Here is a 17,985-nt window from a genome sequence, read left to right on the forward strand (position 1 = left end):
GCGATCAACAACCTGTTTGACTGCTTCAGTTTTAAACTCTTCGGGATAACGCTTACCGCTCATGGGCACCTCTCTTTAAGCCATCTTAAATGACTCTGAGGTGTCTGTTAAACCCGTGGCGATTCAATTTTGATTTCCGGGCGAACTTGAGATTCAGGCCGCCGCTAACCGAGCCAGCCATCCCGACAAAAGGCAGGAAGTATGTCTCTTCGTTCACTGCGGGCGTTGTGCCTGACGAGTTTTTTTATCGCTGACGTCCGTGACGGTCTCGGTCCTTTTCTCGGTATCTTCCTGACGCAGCGGCACTGGACGCCGGATGACATCGGCTTGCTGATGACCGCCGGAGGTCTGGCAGGACTTCTGGCCACGCTGCCGGCGGGGTTCATCACCGACACCACCAAAAACAAACGTTCCGTTCTGGCGCTGCTCTGTTTGCTGATCACCCTGAGTACGCTGCTGCTCTGGTTTAGCCAGCAGAGTGGCGTTGTCGCGCTCTCGCAAATTGTCACCGGGATCTGCGCGGCGTTCGTGGGGCCGCTTATCACCGGGATCACTCTGGGACTGACGGGGCAGAGCGGGTTTAGCGCGCAGATGGGCAAAAATGAGGCGTTCAATCACGGTGGAAATTTCCTCACGGCACTGATCGCCGGGGGCATTGCGTGGTACTGGGGCATGGGGGGCATATTCCTGCTGATGACCTCTACAACGCTGTTAACGCTCTGTTCGCTGCTGGCGATACGCAATAAGGATATCGACAACGAGGCGGCGCGCGGCCTGAACGCGTCAGAACATCAGCCGGTGCCGGGTTTCGCCGTACTGATGAAAAACAGAGCCCTGTTCGTGACCGGGCTGACGCTGCTGCTGTTCCATCTGGCGAATGCGGCCCTGTTGCCGATGCTCAGCATGCGGGTCGCTGCCGCACCGGCCAGCGTTAATCCCGGCGTGTTTGCTGCGGCGACGGTGATTATTTCGCAGGCGGTGATGATCCCGGTGGCTATCCTGGCCTCCAGGCGAATCGAACGCTATGGGTACTGGCGTTTAATTATGCTGGCGCTGTTAATCATGCCGGTACGCGCGGCGCTGGCTGCGTCTACCGATGCACCGTTTATGATGATCCCGGTACAAATTCTTGATGGTCTTGCCGCCGGGATCCTGGGTGTGGTGGTGCCGTCATTTATCGTGGTGCTTTTGCGTGGGAGCGGGCACGTTAATGCCGGGCAGAGCGTGGTCATGCTGATGCAGGGGGTTGGCGCATCGATGAGCCCTGCCTTAACCGGGACGATCGCCGGACACTACTCTTTTGCGACGGCCTTCAGTGTGCTGAGCGCCATTGCCCTGGCTGCTGTCCTGCTCTGGTGGCGTTTCCCGAACCGGACCTGGCAGACCGATAACGCCCCGGACGGGGCGTAGCGTATGTGCCGGGCGCAACCGCCACCCGGCATGTCAGGCTTAGACTATCTCGTTAGGACACGCTTCGCCGTTTTCCAGCTGCTGTAAATTCCCCAGCGTGGTTTCGGAAATGCTGATCAGCGCCTCAGCGGTCAGGAACGCCTGGTGCCCGGTAAAGAGCACGTTATGGCAGGCGGACAGGCGACGGAACACGTCGTCCTGAATGACGTCGTTAGACTTGTCTTCAAAGAACAGATCGCGTTCGTTCTCATACACGTCCATCCCCAGCGCGCCAATTTTCTGGGTTTTCAGTGCTTCAATCGCCGCCTGAGAGTCAATCAAGCCGCCGCGGCTGGTGTTGATGATCATCACGCCGTCTTTCATCTGCTCAAACGCGGTCTGATTCAACAGGTGGTAGTTTTCCGGTGTGAGCGGGCAGTGCAGGGAGATCACATCCGACTGGGAGAACAGGGTCGGGAGATCGACATATTCCACGCCCAGCTCCAGCGCGGCGGCGCTTGGATACGGGTCAAACGCCAGCAGGCGCATACCAAAGCCTTTCAGAATACGCAGGGCGGCCACGCCGATTTTACCGGTACCGATCACGCCTGCGGTTTTACCGTACATGGTAAAGCCGGTCAGTCCTTCCAGCGAGAAGTTCGCATCTCGGGTACGCTGATAAGCGCGGTGAATACGACGGTTCAGGGACATCATCATACCCACAGCATGTTCCGCGACCGCTTCCGGGGAGTAGGCCGGAACGCGAACCACCTTCAGCCCCAGCTCTTTCGCCGCATCAAGATCGACGTTATTGAAGCCCGCGCAGCGCAGGGCGATATACTTTACGCCGTGCTTTTTCAGCTCTTCCAGTACCGGACGACTACCGTCATCGTTCACGAAGATGCAGACGCCTTCACAGCCGTGCGCCGTTTTAGCGGTTTTTTCGGTCAGCAGAAAGTCGAAAAATTCAAGATCGAACCCGTAAGCCTCGTTAACATGTTGCAGATACTTTTTGTCGTACTGCTTTGTGCTATATACCGCGAGTTTCATAAGACTTTCTCCAGTGATTTTACATCCACGTTAGCATGATTAAAATAATCTTACAATTTCTAAAATATTATTTAAATCAATAAGTTCTATCAATTATTTTAGAGCATCTATTCTTAAAACTGGCATTTACTTCAACTGATTGACTAAACATGCGACAATGATCGGCACTGTCGGCTTAATTCTCTCGCTAAATCAGGATATTAACTGCCCATGAAGGGTAAATACAAAGCCGCGATTGCGCTCTTATTGCTGTTGATTTTATTGCCGCTGACGCTGCTGATGACGCTCGCCCAGTGGGTACCGACCCTCGCCGGTATCTGGTTGCCTGTCGGTACACGTATCGCCTTTGAGGAAAGCCCCAAACTGACCCGTCACGCGCTGGTGATCCCCAATCTGCGCTATCTGGTTGAGGATTGCGAGATTGCCAGGGTTGAAAACGCCACGCTGTCGCACCCCAGCCGCTGGAATCTGGATATTGGTGCGCTTGAACTTAACACGGTGTGCCTCAGTAAAATTCCCCAGTCTGCCCCCTCAACCGTTGCGCCAAAAACCCTGGCACAATGGCAGTCGGTGCTGCCTAATACCTGGCTCACTATCCGCCGTCTTACCCTGTCTCCCTGGCAACAGTGGGAAGGGGAACTGCATGCCTCACTGACGCCTGCGGTACAGGCGGTGACCTACAACGGCGAGCAGGTCAGTTTCCAAGGGCAGCTACGCGGCCAGACTCTCTCGGTCAGTCAGCTTGATGTACAACTCCCCGGCCAGGTGCCGCCCGTAAAACTGGTGGGTGAGTTCACCCTGCCGCTGGTGCCGGATGGCGTGCCAGTGAAAGGCCATGCGGTCGCGACTTTTAACGTGCCACAGCTCACCTCGCTGGTCGATGCCGATCTGGACTGGGAGGAGAATCAGGGGCAACTGCTGGTGATGGCGCGGGATAACCCCGATCCGCTGCTCGATTTACCGTGGCAGATCACGGCACAACAGCTGAATATCAGCGACGGACGCTGGAACTGGAACCTGTCCGGCATGCCGATGAGCGGCCGCGTGGGTCTCCGGGTGGATAACTGGCAGCAGGGGCTGGAAAAAGCCACCTTTACCGGACGCCTCAATGTTCTGACTCAGGGCGATGCCGGGAAGGGTAACGCTGTGCTGAATCTCGGGCCGGGCAGGCTCAGCCTGGAAAACAGCGACATGCCGCTTCACCTGAGCGGCGAGGCCAAACAGGACGATCTGGTGCTTTACGCCAGACTCCCGGCCAGACTGACCGGCAGCCTGAACGATCCGCAGCTTGCCTTTGAGCCGGGTGCGCTGCTGCGTTCGCGCGGGCGCATTATTGATTCGCTGGATATCGACGAAATTCGCTGGCCGCTGGCGGGCGTGAAGCTCACGCAAAAGGGCGTGGATGGTCGTCTGCAGGCGATTCTGCGCGCCCATGAGAACGAGATGGGGGATTTTGAACTCCACCTGGACGGCCAGGCCAACGACTTTTTACCCGATAACGGCCTCTGGCAGTGGCGTTACTGGGGCAAAGGTGGCTTTACGCCAATGAACGCGCGCTGGGATGTGGCCGGAAAAGGCGAATGGCGCGACAAACTCATCGAGCTGACCGCGCTCTCAACCGGCTTTGACAAGCTGCAGTACGGCACCATGGAAGTCAGTAAACCGCGTCTGGTGCTGGATAAACCGGTACGCTGGGTTCGTGACCCTGTCACGCCAACATTTAGCGGTGCGCTGTCGCTCAATGCCGGAGAGACCCGTTTTGCGGGCGGCAGCGTGTTGCCCCCGTCGGTGCTGACCTTCAGCGTTGACGGAACAGACCCGACGATATTCCAGTTCAAAGGCGATCTGCATGCCGAGGCCATCGGCCCGGTGCAGGTCAACGGTCGCTGGGACGGGGAACGCCTTCGCGGTCAGGCCTGGTGGCCAAAACAATCCCTTACCGTGTTCCAGCCACTGATCCCGCCAGACTGGAAAATGACGCTGCGCGACGGTGAGCTCTATGCGCAGGTGGCCTTCTCTGCCGCTGCCGATCAGGGCTTTGAGGCTGGCGGCCACGGTGTACTGAAATCCGGTAGCGCCTGGATGCCAGACAACCAGATCAACGGTGTGGATTTTGTGCTGCCGTTCCGTTTTAGCGAGGGTACCTGGTCGTTGGGCACGCGCGGCCCCGTTACGCTGCGCATTGGTGAAGTGGAAAACCTGGTGACCGCGCGCAACATCACCGCAGACCTGCAGGGTGACTACCCGTGGAGCGAGGAAAACCCGCTGCTGCTGACCAACGTCAAGGTGGAGACCCTCGGCGGGAAAATCACCATGCAGCAGCTCAGAATGCCGCAGCATGACCCGGCGCTGCTGCGTGTGTACAATATCTCCTCCAGCGAGCTGATCAGCGCCATTAATCCGAAGCAGTTTGCCCTGTCTGGCCCGGTAAGCGGGGCGCTACCGTTCTGGCTGGACAATGAAAAATGGATCATTAAAGATGGCTGGCTAACCAACCCGGGGCCGATGACGCTGCGTATTGATAAAGACACCGCTGATGCCATCGTCAACGATAATATGGTTGCAGGAGCGGCGATTAACTGGCTCCGCTATATGGAAATTTCACAATCGTGGACAAGACTCAATTTAGATAATCTGGGTGAATTAACCATGCAGGCGACCCTCAAAGGCACCAGCCGGGTTGATGGCAAAAGCAGTTCCGTAAATCTTAACTACACCCATGACGAGAACGTTTTTACTCTCTGGCGTAGCCTGCGCTTTGGAGACAATCTACAAACCTGGTTTGAGCAACACGCGGCGCTACCTGGTATCCGCAATTCGACTGGCAAGGAAAGTGAGGAACAACAATGAAAATGAGGGCTGGTGTACTCACCGTCGCCGTTGCCGCGCTCTTGACCGGCTGTACGCCGCGCATTGAAGTCGCTGCGCCGAAGGAGCCGATCACCATCAATATGAACGTCAAAATCGAACATGAGATCCATATTAAAGTCGATAAAGACGTTGAAACCCTGCTGAAATCGCGCAGCGATCTGTTCTGAGGACGCCATGAAACGATTAGCTCTGATGTTACTGGCGCTGGGCATGAACGTGCAGGCGGCAACCCTGACCTTAAACGAGGCCCGGGCGCAGGGGCGGGTCGGGGAAACCCTGAGCGGGTATCTTGCCCCGGTGAAACAAGACCCCGAAACGCTGGCGCTGGTGAGCCGCATCAACGCGGCGCGTACGGAAAGCTACCAGAAGCTGGCGGACAGCAATAACCTGCCGGTTGATGAAGTGGCGAAGATGGCCGGGCAAAAGCTGGTGGCCCGCGCGCAGCCGGGAGAATACGTGAAGGGCATTAACGGAAAATGGCTGAAGAAGTAATCAGCGAAAACGCTTGCGGTACTCGCCCGGTGAGACGCCAAAACGCTGCTTAAACGCCGTTGAAAAATGGCTATGGTCGGCAAACCCCCAGCTGTAGCCAATTCCCGCCAGCTTTTCCTCGTCGCTGGCGGAGCGCAACACCTGCGCACACAGATCCAGCCGACGATTTTTGATGTACTGCGCCACCACCAGCCCCTTATCGGCAAACATGCGGTACAGGCTGCGCACCGACATGCCGCTCTCTGCGGCAATCCATTCCGGACGCAGGGATTCCGACTGAATATGGTCATCAATCAGTGACAGAACGTTCCTGAACTGGCGCTCCTTACGCGGCTGCACCGCGTCGCGCTGCTGAAACGCCGGGCGGAGCAGGCAGATCATCGCTTCCAGCGCGGCTTCGCTCTCCCGGTCACTCAGGTTGGCATTTCCCATGCTCTCCAGCAGCAGGCGATGACTTAGCTGTACGGTTGGCAACGAGCGGGAGAGCGCGAGGGCGCAGCTTACCTCCTGAAAACGACACTGTTGCTCAATAATCTGACGGGGAACCAGCAGGGAAATCTGACGGGATTTTTGCTGCCAGTTGATGGAGCAGGGACGAGCGGCATCAAGAAGCGTAATGTCGCCGGCGTTCAGCACCGCGCGGCGATCGTCCTGCTCAATCTGCGCGTTGCCTTCAAGCTGGAACACGGTATAAAACCAGGCATCATTGCTCTGAGCGATCTCCTGACGGGAGCGGAACAGGTTAACCCCGCCTGCGGTGACGGTGCTTAACTTCAGGCTTCGGGCGTAGCTGGTTTCCAGCTGGCCGAAGAATTCCCCCTCTAAAGGACGCGCGTTAAAGCGCCCGCAGACATGGTTAATTTGCGCCAGCCACTGCTGATACCGTTCCTGTTCGCTTACACATGCCATCGTTTATCTCGCTGCGCCATCAATGTTTTCGCATTGTTGCATTTGTGTTGCGTTTTGTCAGAGTCATGAGGCTGACTATAGGAAAGAACACTCACCGGTAACAGCGTTATAAGGCGGAATTATCACGAATTGCGGCACCTGTCACAGGTGGCAAAGCGAATGTCACACAGACAAAAGCGGGAATGCGAAAGGCCTCTTAGACTGCAGTAACACCCTGCGAATAATAACGAAGGAGTACCCTATGTCTGAATCACAGGTCGCCATCCAGCCAGGCGTACAGCAGTTTCTGGACCGACATCACGGGCTGTGGATTGAGGGGCGGCAGGCCGCGTCGGAGAGTGAAAAACGGTTGAATATTTATAACCCGGCCACCGGGGAGGTTATCGCCTCTACGGCAGATGCCAGCGTCGATGATGTCGACCGCGCGGTGATGTCCGGCTGGCGAGCCTTTGTCGCCCGCACCTGGGCCGGGAAATTACCGGCAGAGCGGGAGCGCATCCTGCTGCGTTTTGCCGACCTGGTGGAGCAGCACAGCGAGGAGCTGGCCCAGCTTGAAACGCTGGAGCAGGGGAAATCCATCAATATTTCCCGTCTCTTTGAAGTGGGTTGCACCCTGAACTGGATGCGCTATACCGCCGGGCTGACCACCAAAATAACCGGCAAAACGCTCGATCTCTCCATTCCCTTGCCGCAAGGCGCACGCTATCAGGCGTGGACGCGTAAAGAGCCGGTGGGCGTGGTGGCCGGGATTGTGCCGTGGAACTTCCCGCTGATGATCGGCATGTGGAAGGTGATGCCTGCGCTGGCAGCGGGTTGCTCTATTGTCATTAAACCGTCAGAAACCACGCCGTTGACCATGCTGCGGGTGGCGGAACTGGCGAGCGAAGCCGGTATCCCTGACGGTGTGTTTAACGTGGTGACCGGAAGCGGCGCGGTGTGCGGTGCCGCGCTGACCTCGCATCCGCATATTGCCAAAGTGAGCTTTACCGGCTCCACGGCGACGGGGAAACAGATTGCCCGCGCGGCGGCGGACACGCTGACCGGCGTGACGCTGGAGCTGGGCGGCAAAAACCCGGCCATCGTGCTGAAAGACGCCGATCCGGCGTGGGTGATTGAGGGGTTGATGACCGGCAGCTTCCTTAATCAGGGCCAGGTCTGCGCCGCGAGCTCGCGTATCTATATAGAAGCGCCGCTTTTTGACACGCTGGTCAGCGGGTTTGAGCAGGCGGTGAAATCCCTGAGCGTGGGGCCGGGCATGTCGCCGGAGGCGTTTATCAACCCGCTGGTGTCCCGCGCTCACTGCGACAAGGTGCAGACCTTCCTGGATGAAGCAAAATCGCGCAATGCAGAGCTGATCACCGGTAACCGTGGCCCGGACGGCAATGGGTATTACATCTCGCCGACGCTGGTGGTCAACCCGGATCCTGGACTCCGGCTGACCCGCGAAGAGGTGTTCGGCCCGGTGGTCAACCTGGTACGCGTAGCCGACGGCGAAGAGGCGTTAACCCTTGCCAACGATACCGAATATGGCCTGACCGCCAGCGTCTGGACGCAGAATATCAGTAAGGCGCTGGAGTATACCGACAGATTGCAGGCGGGTACCGTCTGGGTGAACAGCCATACGCTGATTGACGCCAACCTGCCGTTCGGCGGCATGAAGCAGTCCGGCACCGGACGCGACTTCGGCCCGGACTGGCTGGACGGCTGGTGTGAAACCAAATCGGTGTGCGTGCGCTATTAAAAACAAGCCGGGTGGCGCTGCGCTTACCCGGCCTACGGGATCGAGGAACAGGTCGGTTTTGTAGGTCGGGTAAGGCGTAGCCGCCACCCGACATTTACAGCGACCACCGATCCCGCCCGGCCTCTTTCGCGCGGTACAGCGCCGCATCGGCGCGGGCGATCAGTTCCGGGCCCGCCAGGCCCGGCGCAATTCCTGCAATCCCCATGCTGACGGTCACATGCTCACTCACTTTGGACGCACCGTGCGGTATCGCCGCCGCGCGCAGGCCGTCCTGAATGCGGCGGGCAACCTGCTGTGCAACGTTCTCCGGGCAATTAAACAGGATCACCACAAATTCTTCTCCGCCGTAGCGTGACACCACATCGTCCGGGGTGCGCACGGCCTGCTTCAGCACCTGCGCCACGCGTGTCAGACAGTCGTCACCGGCCTGATGTCCATAGGTATCGTTGTAAAGCTTGAAATAATCGATATCCAGCATGATCAGCGAGAAGGCTTTATTCTGCTCAACGGCATTCTCCAGCACCACTTCCATCATCCGGCGATTGGCGGTTTTGGTGAGGGGATCCTGGTGTGCCAGCGCATCGAGCCTGGAGATTAACAGCTGGTTTTGCTGATTCCGCCGCCAGGCCTCGTCAAACCAGCTTAGCAGGATAAACCGCCCGCAAAGCATAATCAGCGTGAATACGCTCCAGATGGTGACAAAGCGAAGATTAAGGCCATCATTCAGCACCCAGCTGGCGACCGGCAGGGTGAGCCAGAGCGGGAGCACAAACGAGAGTAATCCCTCCGGGTAAAAATAGAGCGCCGTCAAACCGGAGAGCAATAAAATCACGCACAGCGGCCAGACGTGGGGAAGGTGCAGGGCGGTAATGAACCAGTAACTGCACATCGACCAGAAGGCACTGCAGACAAACAGCACTACGCTTATCCCGGCGATGCAGGCCATCAGGATTAATGCAGCGGACAGTATAATAATGCCCAGCATTGAGGCATCGACAATCCGGGTCAGGTGTTGTGAACCGGGGTACAGCACCGCGCTGTTTTCCAGCAGGATGTGGCGCAGCAGGATCATCAGGGCAAAGCTGACGTTTACAAAGGCCAGCCAGGGCAGGTTCATCGCCAGCCCGTGATGCACCATGGCCTGACGTGTAGGCCAGGTGGCTCGTTCGGGGGGGAGGTTTTTTCTTTTTTCCATCAAGATTGTTTTCCCGTCCAGGGGCGTGAAGGAGGAGATATTACTAACTATAAGCAGGCCGGATGAATCATCAAAATGAAAGTCGAAAAAAAACCGGGCATTACGCCCGGTCGGTGATTATTTCTGTTCGTCTTTTTTTCTGCCAAGCGTTGGCGTTTCGTCAAAGAAGTTCCACGGCTTAAGCAATGTATGCACCCATTCCGTTGGCATGATGGGCCACTCTTCCGCGCGGGCAACGTGCGTGGTTCCGGTGGTCATCCAGACCACATCGTCCTGATTAGTGAGTGACTCATTGTCTTTGCTGTACTGACCCAGCCCCGTATCGTGCGTGGAGCGGTTCGGGAATTTCCCTTCCGGGTACATTTCGTCAGGATGGTAACGCGTCACCCACAGCTGTTTATCCATAAAGCTCAGGCGATGGTAGATCCACTCGTCCGGTGCAAACTTCGCGCCCGTGGCTACCGGGTGCGTGCCGCCTGCGTAAGGGATGATCTGGTACGAGACCGGGTTCCCCATACGGTTCTCTTTGCGGGTGTTGCTCAGCAGGCGAATGGTACCCGGATCGAATTTCTGCGCCGCCTGCTGTTCGGTATCGATATCGTACTGATTGACCTGCATGGTACTGGTTCGCGGGCCGCCAGCCGTGTTCGGTTTCACCTGCGGATCCATCGCCACCAGTTTGTTGTTGATGCCATCCACATCCATATCGAGACGGAAGTTATAGATGTGCTGGTGGGTGGTACCGACGATGTTGTGATCGATTAAGGTGCCGTATCGGGTGTCGTCTTTGGCAGTGGCGTCATGCATCGTTTTGGCCTGCACGCCTTTCACGGCTTCAATCCCGGTGGCTCCGGCATCAATGCCGATGGTGCCGTTTTCGTGGAATACCCAGTCGAAGATGTAATCGTAGTTGCCAACGGTGCTTACCCAGCGCACCACCAGCTCACGGCGTTCGGTGCTGACGTTTGGCTTGCCCATCTCCTGATGCTTATATTCAGGCCCGGCGTAGCGCTCGAAAATGGCGATGGCACGTGGGATCTCCATCGGCGTACCGGTGTAATCCGGGATGGTTTCATTGAGCATCACGGCGTTGGACGGCACATCTTTGCCGCGCACCAGCGGGGAGGTCAGGGTGCCCATGCCATAGTCGCCCGAATCGAGATAGGCTTTAAAGTACCAGCCCACATCCGGATCGCCGTAAGGGACGATCATCCCGCCCAGGGAACCCTGATACATGACCTGGCGTTTCTTACCGTTGTCGTTGTACGTGACGGTCGAGATCATCGGCCCCACGCGGGAGTCCAGGCTCAGGTGGAAATCCCAGTTCTGCCAGTGCACCATGTCGCCGGTAATGGTGTAGTTCTTGCCTTCCGGTTCGATGATCTCAAGCGGTTTTTTCGGCGTTTCGATGCGGTCACGGCCATCATACGGACGCGGAGTCATGGGCACCGGAACAACCGCGCCTTCTTCAATTTTCTGGATCTTCTTCTGTTCGAGATCAACCACCGCCACCAGATTCTCAATCGGGTGTGCCCAGTAGTTACCGTCGCCCACATCCAGATAGCTCACCACCTTCAGCAGACGGTCTTCCTGCTTCAGGCCGTCTTTGCCGTCAAAATAGCCGACGGTCAGCGGGGTCGTGATCACGTTCTTCGTATCGCTGATGCCGCGTTTTTTCAGCACTTCAGCAAATTCCGGGCTCTCGTTGATGATTTGCTGCACGGTGTTGAAATCATCCAGCAGCACCATGCCGTGCGCATCCTTCACGGCCTCCCAGCGCAGGATTTTCTTATCCTTCAGGTCTACACGACTTTCGATGACATGTTTGCCATCCAGCATGGTGATATTCGCCTGACGCGGGGCCTCCACCGCCGTGCCGTTCAGCACAAAGTCCCACACTTTGGCTTTCGCGGGCTCGGCCAGGGCAATCTGGGTGAAGCGGGTGTTCGGTTTAAAATCCTTTGAGGCTTTGACGATCGCCACGGCTTGCTTAATCTCATCCGCCGTTAACGCATTTAGCGGATGGGGGCGTTTCTCAACCTGGAACGTCTGGTCGAGGCCGGACTGGAAGACGTCGTTGATAAAGGTGTCCGAGATAAAGGCTTTATTGTCTTTCATCACCACTGGCACCGATAGCGCGAGGGGTTTGCCATTAACGATGGCCGTGTTAGCGCCTGGCTTAACCTTTACGAACGCACCGTCTTTCGCAATGGTGAACATCTGTGCGTAATCATCCCATTGTACCTCTGCGCCAAAATCTGCCAGCGTTTTGTCCATTGGGACCATATGCGCCTCACTGCCGTGAGCGAAAACGGGAGATTGCCAGGCACAGCAGAGCGCAACGGCCAGAGCCAGTGCCGTTCTACGGGCAGAAAATGAAGAATTGCTTCTCATCGTAGACCTCATCTTGTTGTGTTTATTGTGTTGTGAGTCTTATCCTGACAGGCGTGTGAAAAAAGCGTTTGCCTGCATCTGCCAGGTTATTTGTCAGTCTTGCCAGGTTAGAAAAGTGCGGGGATAAATCACATCCCCGGTAAATAGCGTTGATGATCACTAAGGTGATCTATCGAGATGTATATGTACGTCGTACCCAACCGTGTTGAACGAGTAAACATTGCCACGAACGTGGAGATAAATTTCACCGTCTTTTACGGTCGCGGTGGCTTTATCATCATTGGTGACCATAACAGGCTTAATGTCCTTAATATGAGACATAAACGCTTCGGGGCTTTTTCTCGCATCATAGAGATAAAAGTGAAACGTATCTTTGGATAATGAACTTGCCTCTACCCGCGTGATATACAAATTTAATTGCTCATTAACCCTCATTTTTCCCTGCAGGTTTTCATACACGGTGAAAAGATCGCGAAAAGGGTACAAGATGAAGCCCAGGAGAATGACAACCATCACCCCGACTCGCCAGTTAAAAACCCGACCGTCGCGCATAATCTATTCCTGCTCTTATCCATAATTGGTCAACCGGGTCATCACCATATGCAAAGGCATCCTGGTATTTGGCAAATTCTACCGGATCGCTTGTTCCAGCAAGGATCTGCGCAGCACCTGCACCCCGAAGTAACACACCATCAGGGATGCCCGCTGCCGCGCCCACGGCACCGAAATGGAAATTTCCAAAGTTGGCATACTGGGCACGGCCTTGCTTAAAATCCCATGGACCATGGTTTCTCACCATTTGATAAAACCATACGTAAGTCATCAATGAGGCCCCGCCATGAAATCGGGCTATTACCATATGGCTTACAACATCAACCCCTGGTGGTGAAAAAGAAGAGATATCGTACGGCGTGGAATATAAAGGAGTACGCATAATTAACGCTCTGCCCAGCTATCTGCGAAACGCAAATTACCGTCGCAATACGTCCAGGTAATCTTGTCGTAGCGCAGCTCCACAACTTCAAGATGATTGTGTTTTTCTTTCGTTTGATCCTTCGTGTCATGCATTAAGGGCGTAACGGAAACGACGCGAATATTATCGAGATGCATATTGTAATATTCCACTTCCTGTCCGGCATCGTTTATGCGATACCATTTGAATTCCGCCGTTTTTAGTGTTTGCCCAGTCGCAACAGCTTTCATCAGATAAGGGGAAGAGGAATCAATCTCCTTTTGAAAAACGATGGGGGCATGGTTACGTTTACCAGTGATTTTTCCCGTTAAAGCATCTGTTGGCAGCCGGAGGTCATGCGTAAAGCCAGTAACTTCTATGCTCCCTTCACGATCATGAACATCTACCGAGCCGGTGATTTTTGCACCGCCGTCGTCAGTTAAGAAAAGATATACAGGAATTGCCATAGTCTACTCATCATCCATGTAATTTAGTTGGGGGAAAATTCCCGCAAGGGATAATAACCATGCTAAATATGTGGTCAATTTTCTTAATGTTTCTGGATGTAAATTAGCCAGGCTATGCGGACTGGATGATGTGTTACCCAAAGCCATCCAGTCCGTGTTTTCCCCTCTTTTTTAGTGTGATTAACTGATTAAACCCGCACGGGTGACAGCCTTAAAAATCACCCTGCTGGCGAGCCACTAGCGTCAGAATGGAGTACAGCGCCACTGCCTGCTGGTGCTGATTGAAAATCTCAACCGCCCATTCGACCACGCCGGTGGGTTTTTCATCCGCCGTACGCTGTTTCTTCAGGGTTTTACGTTTGCAGGTCAGCCGCACCTGAATGGTATCGCCCGGTTTCACCGGCTCGATAAAGCGCAGGTTTTCCATGCCGTAGTTGGCAATTACTGGCCCCACACCTGCATCAACAAACAGCCCGGCGGCAGCGGAAATCAGGAAGTAACCGTGTACCACCCGCTCGCCAAAGATCGACTCCGCTGCGCCAATTTTGTCCATGTGAGCATAGAAATGATCCCCGCTCAGGCAGGCAAAGTTAACGATATCGGCTTCCGTCAGGGTTCGGCGCGGCGTCAGCAGGCTGTCGCCCGGCTGCAATTCCTCGAAATATTTGCGGAACGGATGGACGCGATCTTCCTGCACCGTCGCGCCGCGTACCCACTGTTTGCCGATGGCGGCCAGCATGGTCGGGCTGCCCTGTATGGCGGTGCGCTGCATATAGTGTTTGACCGCACGCAGGCCACCCAGCTCCTCGCCGCCGCCTGCACGTCCGGGACCGCCGTGCACAAGCTGCGGAAGCGGAGAACCGTGGCCGGTAGACTCTTTTGCTGACTCTTCGTTGAGGATCTGAATGCGACCGTGTGCCCGCGCTGCGCCAGAAATAAACTGGCGGGCGAGCGCGGGATCCGCCGTGACCAGCGTCCCGGCCAGGCTACCGCCGCCCGCGCGGGCAAGCTGCATCGCATGGTCTGCGTGGCGATATGGCATGAGAGTCGCCACCGGCCCGAACGCTTCGGTGGCGTGCACCGCCGGGGTCTCATCCGGCTGCGGGCAAAAGAGCAGGGTTGGCGGGTAAAACGCTCCGGCGGCCTGCAGGTCGGCTTTTCCGCCCAGGCGAACCTGGCAGCCTGCGGCCACAAGCTGATCCACCTTCTCCTGCACGTCCGCACGCTGTTCGCTATTGACCAAGGAACCCATTTTCACGCCTTCCTGCGCCGGGTCGCCCACCACCACCTTTTCCAGCCGGGCGATCAGCGCCTGACTTACCGCGTCAATCTGGTGTTGCGGCACGATAATGCGGCGGATGGCGGTACATTTCTGTCCGGCCTTGGCGGTCATCTCACGTACAACCTCGCGAATGAACAGGGCGAACTCGGGCTGTTCCGGCGTCACGTCTTCTCCCAGCACGCAGCAGTTCAGGGAGTCGGCTTCCATGGTGAACGGGATCGCGTTTGCCACAATATTCGGGTGAACACGCAGGGTCTGGCCGGTGCCGGCGGAGCCGGTAAACGTCACCACATCCTGGCTGTCGAGATGGTCCAGCAGATCGCCCGCGCCGCCGCAGATCAGGCTGATGGCGCAGTCCGGCACCAGACCGCTCTCCACGATCGCTTTCACCATCGCCTGCGTCACCTGCGCGGTGGCGGTAGCGGGTTTGATGATCGCCGGCATCCCGGCAAGCCATGTGGGGGCGAGTTTCTCCAGCATGCCCCAGCAGGGGAAGTTGAAGGCGTTAATATGTACCGCCACGCCCGATTTCGATGTCAGCACATGGCGTGCCGCAAAGCCGCCTTCTTTCGACAGTGGGATCAGTTCATCCTCGGGCCACAACGTGTCATCCGGTAATTCACGGCTCCCCAGACTGGCATAGGTGAACAGCGTGCCAATCCCGCCTTCAATATCTACCCAGCTGTCGGCCTTTGTCGCGCCGGTCTGGGCTGAGAGAGCATAAAACGTCTCTTTCAGGCTGAGCAGGTGCTTCGCCACCGCTTTCAGCATCGCCGCGCGTTCGATAAAGGTCATGGCGTGGAGCGCTTCACCGCCATGCGTAATGGCATAGCGACGTGCCGCCGCCATGTCCAGCCCTTCGCTGGTCACGCTCCAGAGCGCTTCACCGCTGATGGCGTGATGAATAGTACGTTCGCGGCCCCGGCCAGACTGCCAGACACCGGACAAGAAACTGGCTAATTGCTGCATCTCTTATCTCCACATGTTTCGTTATTTCACTATCAATAGTTTGATCATGAATCATAAAAATCAAGCTGAGTTTTAATGAATTGTTAACAATGTGATCTCAAGGGAAGGTGTGCGGTGGTTGTAGCCCTGATGTGGCGGCCTTTGCGCAAAAGCCCTGCGAGCGACATCACAAAATCAGGAAACATTTCTTGGGGGTATATTTAACCTTTGTGTAACTTTTAAAAAACAAAGTGATTCACAATTACGCTTTAAGTTGCAAACTAACGAATCATAAAGGTGATGACGTGACGCAAGAACAACGCTTTGAGCAGCGAATAGCGCAGGAGAAGGCGATTGAGCCTCAGGACTGGATGCCGGAAGCCTATCGCAAGACGTTGATCCGCCAGATTGGTCAGCACGCCCACTCTGAAATTGTCGGCATGCTGCCGGAAGGGAACTGGATCACCCGCGCCCCGACGCTACGCCGCAAAGCGATCCTGCTGGCGAAAGTGCAGGACGAAGCCGGACACGGGCTCTATCTCTACAGCGCGGCTGAAACGCTGGGCTGCGCGCGGGAAGACATCTACCAGAAAATGCTCGACGGCAAGATGAAATACTCCTCCATCTTTAACTATCCGACGCTGAGTTGGGCCGATATCGGTGTAATCGGCTGGCTGGTGGACGGTGCCGCTATCGTCAATCAGGTGGCGCTGTGCCGGACCTCTTACGGGCCGTACGCCCGCGCGATGGTGAAAATCTGTAAAGAAGAGAGCTTCCACCAGCGTCAGGGGTTTGAAGCCTGCATGGCGCTGGCGCAGGGGAGCGACGCCCAGCGGCAGATGCTGCAGGATGCCATCAACCGTTTCTGGTGGCCCGCCCTGATGATGTTCGGACCAAACGACGACAACTCGCCGAACAGCGCCCGCAGTCTCGCCTGGAAAATTAAACGCTTTGGCAATGACGAACTGCGTCAGCGCTTCGTCGACAACACCATCCCGCAGGTGGAGATGCTGGGGATGACGGTACCCGATCCCGACCTGCGCTTTGACGAGGAAACCGGCCACTACCGCTTCGGTGAGATTGACTGGCAGGAGTTTGACGAGGTGATCAACGGACGCGGGATTTGCAACCACGAACGCCTGGCCGCCAAGCGCAAAGCCTGGGAAGAGGGGGCGTGGGTGCGTGAAGCCGCACTGGCGCATGCAGAAAAACAACGCGCCCGTCAGGCCGCATAAGAGGAAATCACGATGAGCAATGTCTACTGGCCGCTGTACGAAGTGTTCGTACGCAGCAAACAAGGGTTATCCCACCGCCATGTTGGCAGTCTGCATGCCGCTGACGATCGCATGGCGCTGGAAAACGCGCGGGACGCCTATACTCGCCGCAGCGAAGGCTGCTCGATCTGGGTGGTGAAGGCGAGCGAGATCGTTGCCTCTCAGCCGGAAGAGAGCGGCGAGTTCTTCGACCCGGCGGAAAGCAAGGTCTATCGCCACCCGACGTTTTACACCATCCCTGATGGCATCGAGCATATGTGAGGTCAGGGATGAAAACAGTATCTGCATACGCCCTGCGTCTGGGCGACAACGGTCTGGTGCTCTCGCAGCGCCTCGGAGCCTGGTGCGGACACGCGCCGGAGCTGGAAATCGACCTTGCGCTCGCCAACATCGGTCTCGATCTGCTGGGGCAGGCGCGCAACTTCCTCGCCTGCGCGGCAGAGCGGGAAGGTCAGGGCGATGAAGACACCCTGGCCTTCGGCCGCGATGAGCGTCAGTTTCATAATTTACTGTTGGCAGAACAGCCGAACGGCAACTTCGCCGACACGATCGCCCGCCAGTACCTGATGGACGCGTGGAATGTTGCCCTCTACGAACGGCTGATCCACAGCAGCGACAGTCAGCTTGCCGCTATCGCCGCCAAGGCGATTAAAGAGGCGCGTTATCACCTGCGCTTTAGCCGCGGCTGGCTGGTGCGCCTGGGAGACGGCACCGAAATCTCGTCGCAAAAAATGCAGCAGGCCATCGACAACCTGTGGCGCTTTACGGCCGAGTTGTTCGAGGCGGATGACGTTGAACTTGAGCTGATTGAGTCCGGCGTTGCGGTTGATCCGCGCACCCTGCGCCAGCCGTGGGAAAACGAAGTGTTTGCCGGACTGCAGGAAGCCACCCTGCGCGTACCCGATGAGACGGCCTATCGCACCGGCGGAAAACGCGGGCTGCATACCGAGCATCTGGGCCCGATGCTGGCAGAGATGCAGTATCTCCAGCGCGCGTATCCCGGTCAGCAGTGGTAAAGGAG

The 17,985-nt window shown here is 56.6% G+C and carries 16 protein-coding genes; 8 read left to right on the forward strand and 8 right to left on the reverse strand.

Annotated features, from left to right (window positions below):
* The first annotated feature begins 201 nt into the window (after positions 1-201).
* Entirely contained in the window at positions 202-1,410 is a 1,209-nt protein-coding gene (locus PUZ33_RS01905; protein WP_058680417.1) for an MFS transporter, read from the forward strand.
* Positions 1,411-1,449: 39 nt separating this feature from the next.
* On the opposite strand, the gene PUZ33_RS01910 is transcribed toward PUZ33_RS01905, so the two are convergent.
* Positions 1,450-2,439: a 2-hydroxyacid dehydrogenase gene (locus PUZ33_RS01910; RefSeq protein ID WP_013096773.1), complete on the reverse strand. Its 990-nt coding sequence runs from the start codon at positions 2,437-2,439 to the stop codon at positions 1,450-1,452.
* Between the two features lie 210 nt (positions 2,440-2,649).
* Between PUZ33_RS01910 and PUZ33_RS01915 the strand changes: the two genes are divergently transcribed.
* Genes PUZ33_RS01915 through PUZ33_RS01925 form a run of 3 tightly spaced genes read left to right on the forward strand, consistent with a single transcriptional unit; the run spans position 2,650 to position 5,802 of the window.
* Positions 2,650-5,289, forward strand: coding sequence for a YdbH family protein (locus PUZ33_RS01915; protein WP_058680416.1), 2,640 nt, complete (start codon positions 2,650-2,652; stop codon positions 5,287-5,289).
* Positions 5,286-5,477, forward strand: coding sequence for a YnbE family lipoprotein (locus tag PUZ33_RS01920; RefSeq protein WP_020688201.1), 192 nt, complete (start codon positions 5,286-5,288; stop codon positions 5,475-5,477). The genes PUZ33_RS01915 and PUZ33_RS01920 overlap by 4 nt, the downstream gene beginning before the upstream one ends.
* 7 nt (positions 5,478-5,484) lie before the next feature.
* Positions 5,485-5,802 (forward strand): YdbL family protein, encoded by a 318-nt coding sequence (locus tag PUZ33_RS01925; protein WP_028028066.1) that lies wholly within the window; start codon positions 5,485-5,487, stop codon positions 5,800-5,802.
* Here the strand turns inward: PUZ33_RS01925 and feaR are convergent, their stop codons facing one another.
* Positions 5,803-6,711, reverse strand: a complete 909-nt coding sequence (feaR, locus tag PUZ33_RS01930; protein WP_058680415.1) for a transcriptional regulator FeaR — start codon at positions 6,709-6,711, stop codon at positions 5,803-5,805.
* A 241-nt stretch (positions 6,712-6,952) separates the two neighbouring features.
* Between feaR and PUZ33_RS01935 the strand changes: the two genes are divergently transcribed.
* Positions 6,953-8,452, forward strand: coding sequence for an aldehyde dehydrogenase family protein (locus PUZ33_RS01935; protein ID WP_045295927.1), 1,500 nt, complete (start codon positions 6,953-6,955; stop codon positions 8,450-8,452).
* 94 nt (positions 8,453-8,546) lie between these two features.
* On the opposite strand, the gene PUZ33_RS01940 is transcribed toward PUZ33_RS01935, so the two are convergent.
* From PUZ33_RS01940 to paaZ, 6 genes are all read right to left on the reverse strand, one after another.
* Positions 8,547-9,647 (reverse strand): GGDEF domain-containing protein, encoded by a 1,101-nt coding sequence (locus tag PUZ33_RS01940; RefSeq protein ID WP_058680414.1) that lies wholly within the window; start codon positions 9,645-9,647, stop codon positions 8,547-8,549.
* Between the two features lie 117 nt (positions 9,648-9,764).
* Positions 9,765-12,041 (reverse strand): primary-amine oxidase, encoded by a 2,277-nt coding sequence (gene tynA / locus PUZ33_RS01945; protein ID WP_058680413.1) that lies wholly within the window; start codon positions 12,039-12,041, stop codon positions 9,765-9,767.
* Positions 12,042-12,200: 159 nt separating this feature from the next.
* The gene (locus PUZ33_RS01950; protein ID WP_058680412.1) at positions 12,201-12,593 is read right to left on the reverse strand and encodes a hypothetical protein; all 393 of its coding nucleotides are present in this window, start codon (positions 12,591-12,593) and stop codon (positions 12,201-12,203) included.
* Positions 12,571-12,864, reverse strand: coding sequence for a polymorphic toxin type 44 domain-containing protein (locus tag PUZ33_RS01955; protein ID WP_228485937.1), 294 nt, complete (start codon positions 12,862-12,864; stop codon positions 12,571-12,573). Before PUZ33_RS01955 ends, PUZ33_RS01950 begins: the two co-directional genes overlap by 23 nt.
* A 113-nt stretch (positions 12,865-12,977) precedes the next feature.
* Positions 12,978-13,460 carry an Hcp family type VI secretion system effector gene (locus PUZ33_RS01960; protein ID WP_058680411.1) on the reverse strand — a complete coding sequence of 161 codons (483 nt, stop codon included), beginning with the start codon at positions 13,458-13,460 and terminating at the stop codon, positions 12,978-12,980.
* Between the two features lie 211 nt (positions 13,461-13,671).
* Entirely contained in the window at positions 13,672-15,711 is a 2,040-nt protein-coding gene (gene paaZ / locus PUZ33_RS01965) for a phenylacetic acid degradation bifunctional protein PaaZ (RefSeq protein ID WP_274205294.1), read from the reverse strand.
* A gap of 284 nt (positions 15,712-15,995) precedes the next feature.
* Here paaZ and paaA point away from each other — a divergent pair, with 284 nt between their 5' ends.
* From paaA to paaC, 3 genes are read left to right on the forward strand one after another with little or no spacing between them, the layout of a single operon-like run.
* Positions 15,996-16,925, forward strand: a complete 930-nt coding sequence (gene paaA / locus PUZ33_RS01970) for a 1,2-phenylacetyl-CoA epoxidase subunit PaaA (RefSeq protein ID WP_058680409.1) — start codon at positions 15,996-15,998, stop codon at positions 16,923-16,925.
* Positions 16,926-16,937: 12 nt separating this feature from the next.
* A complete protein-coding gene (gene paaB, locus PUZ33_RS01975; RefSeq protein WP_003857353.1) occupies positions 16,938-17,225 on the forward strand; it encodes a 1,2-phenylacetyl-CoA epoxidase subunit PaaB in 288 nt (95 codons plus the stop codon).
* A gap of 8 nt (positions 17,226-17,233) precedes the next feature.
* Positions 17,234-17,980, forward strand: coding sequence for a 1,2-phenylacetyl-CoA epoxidase subunit PaaC (gene paaC / locus PUZ33_RS01980; RefSeq protein WP_058680408.1), 747 nt, complete (start codon positions 17,234-17,236; stop codon positions 17,978-17,980).
* Positions 17,981-17,985: the final 5 nt, after the last annotated feature.

This window comes from Enterobacter cloacae complex sp. 2022EL-00981, from assembly GCF_028737495.1.
Taxonomy (GTDB): domain Bacteria; phylum Pseudomonadota; class Gammaproteobacteria; order Enterobacterales; family Enterobacteriaceae; genus Enterobacter; species Enterobacter cloacae.

What these genes read in the sequence shown, in the direction of transcription:
- PUZ33_RS01905 (WP_058680417.1), top strand. Translation starts at nt 202, where the DNA reads ATGTCTCTTCGTTCACTGCGGGCGTTGTGCCTGACGAGTTTTTTTATC.
- PUZ33_RS01910 (WP_013096773.1), bottom strand. Translation starts at nt 2,439, where the DNA reads ATGAAACTCGCGGTATATAGCACAAAGCAGTACGACAAAAAGTATCTG.
- PUZ33_RS01915 (WP_058680416.1), top strand. Translation starts at nt 2,650, where the DNA reads ATGAAGGGTAAATACAAAGCCGCGATTGCGCTCTTATTGCTGTTGATT.
- PUZ33_RS01920 (WP_020688201.1), top strand. Translation starts at nt 5,286, where the DNA reads ATGAAAATGAGGGCTGGTGTACTCACCGTCGCCGTTGCCGCGCTCTTG.
- PUZ33_RS01925 (WP_028028066.1), top strand. Translation starts at nt 5,485, where the DNA reads ATGAAACGATTAGCTCTGATGTTACTGGCGCTGGGCATGAACGTGCAG.
- feaR (WP_058680415.1), bottom strand. Translation starts at nt 6,711, where the DNA reads ATGGCATGTGTAAGCGAACAGGAACGGTATCAGCAGTGGCTGGCGCAA.
- PUZ33_RS01935 (WP_045295927.1), top strand. Translation starts at nt 6,953, where the DNA reads ATGTCTGAATCACAGGTCGCCATCCAGCCAGGCGTACAGCAGTTTCTG.
- PUZ33_RS01940 (WP_058680414.1), bottom strand. Translation starts at nt 9,647, where the DNA reads ATGGAAAAAAGAAAAAACCTCCCCCCCGAACGAGCCACCTGGCCTACA.
- tynA (WP_058680413.1), bottom strand. Translation starts at nt 12,041, where the DNA reads ATGAGAAGCAATTCTTCATTTTCTGCCCGTAGAACGGCACTGGCTCTG.
- PUZ33_RS01950 (WP_058680412.1), bottom strand. Translation starts at nt 12,593, where the DNA reads ATGCGCGACGGTCGGGTTTTTAACTGGCGAGTCGGGGTGATGGTTGTC.
- PUZ33_RS01955 (WP_228485937.1), bottom strand. Translation starts at nt 12,864, where the DNA reads ATGACTTACGTATGGTTTTATCAAATGGTGAGAAACCATGGTCCATGG.
- PUZ33_RS01960 (WP_058680411.1), bottom strand. Translation starts at nt 13,460, where the DNA reads ATGGCAATTCCTGTATATCTTTTCTTAACTGACGACGGCGGTGCAAAA.
- paaZ (WP_274205294.1), bottom strand. Translation starts at nt 15,711, where the DNA reads ATGCAGCAATTAGCCAGTTTCTTGTCCGGTGTCTGGCAGTCTGGCCGG.
- paaB (WP_003857353.1), top strand. Translation starts at nt 16,938, where the DNA reads ATGAGCAATGTCTACTGGCCGCTGTACGAAGTGTTCGTACGCAGCAAA.
- paaC (WP_058680408.1), top strand. Translation starts at nt 17,234, where the DNA reads ATGAAAACAGTATCTGCATACGCCCTGCGTCTGGGCGACAACGGTCTG.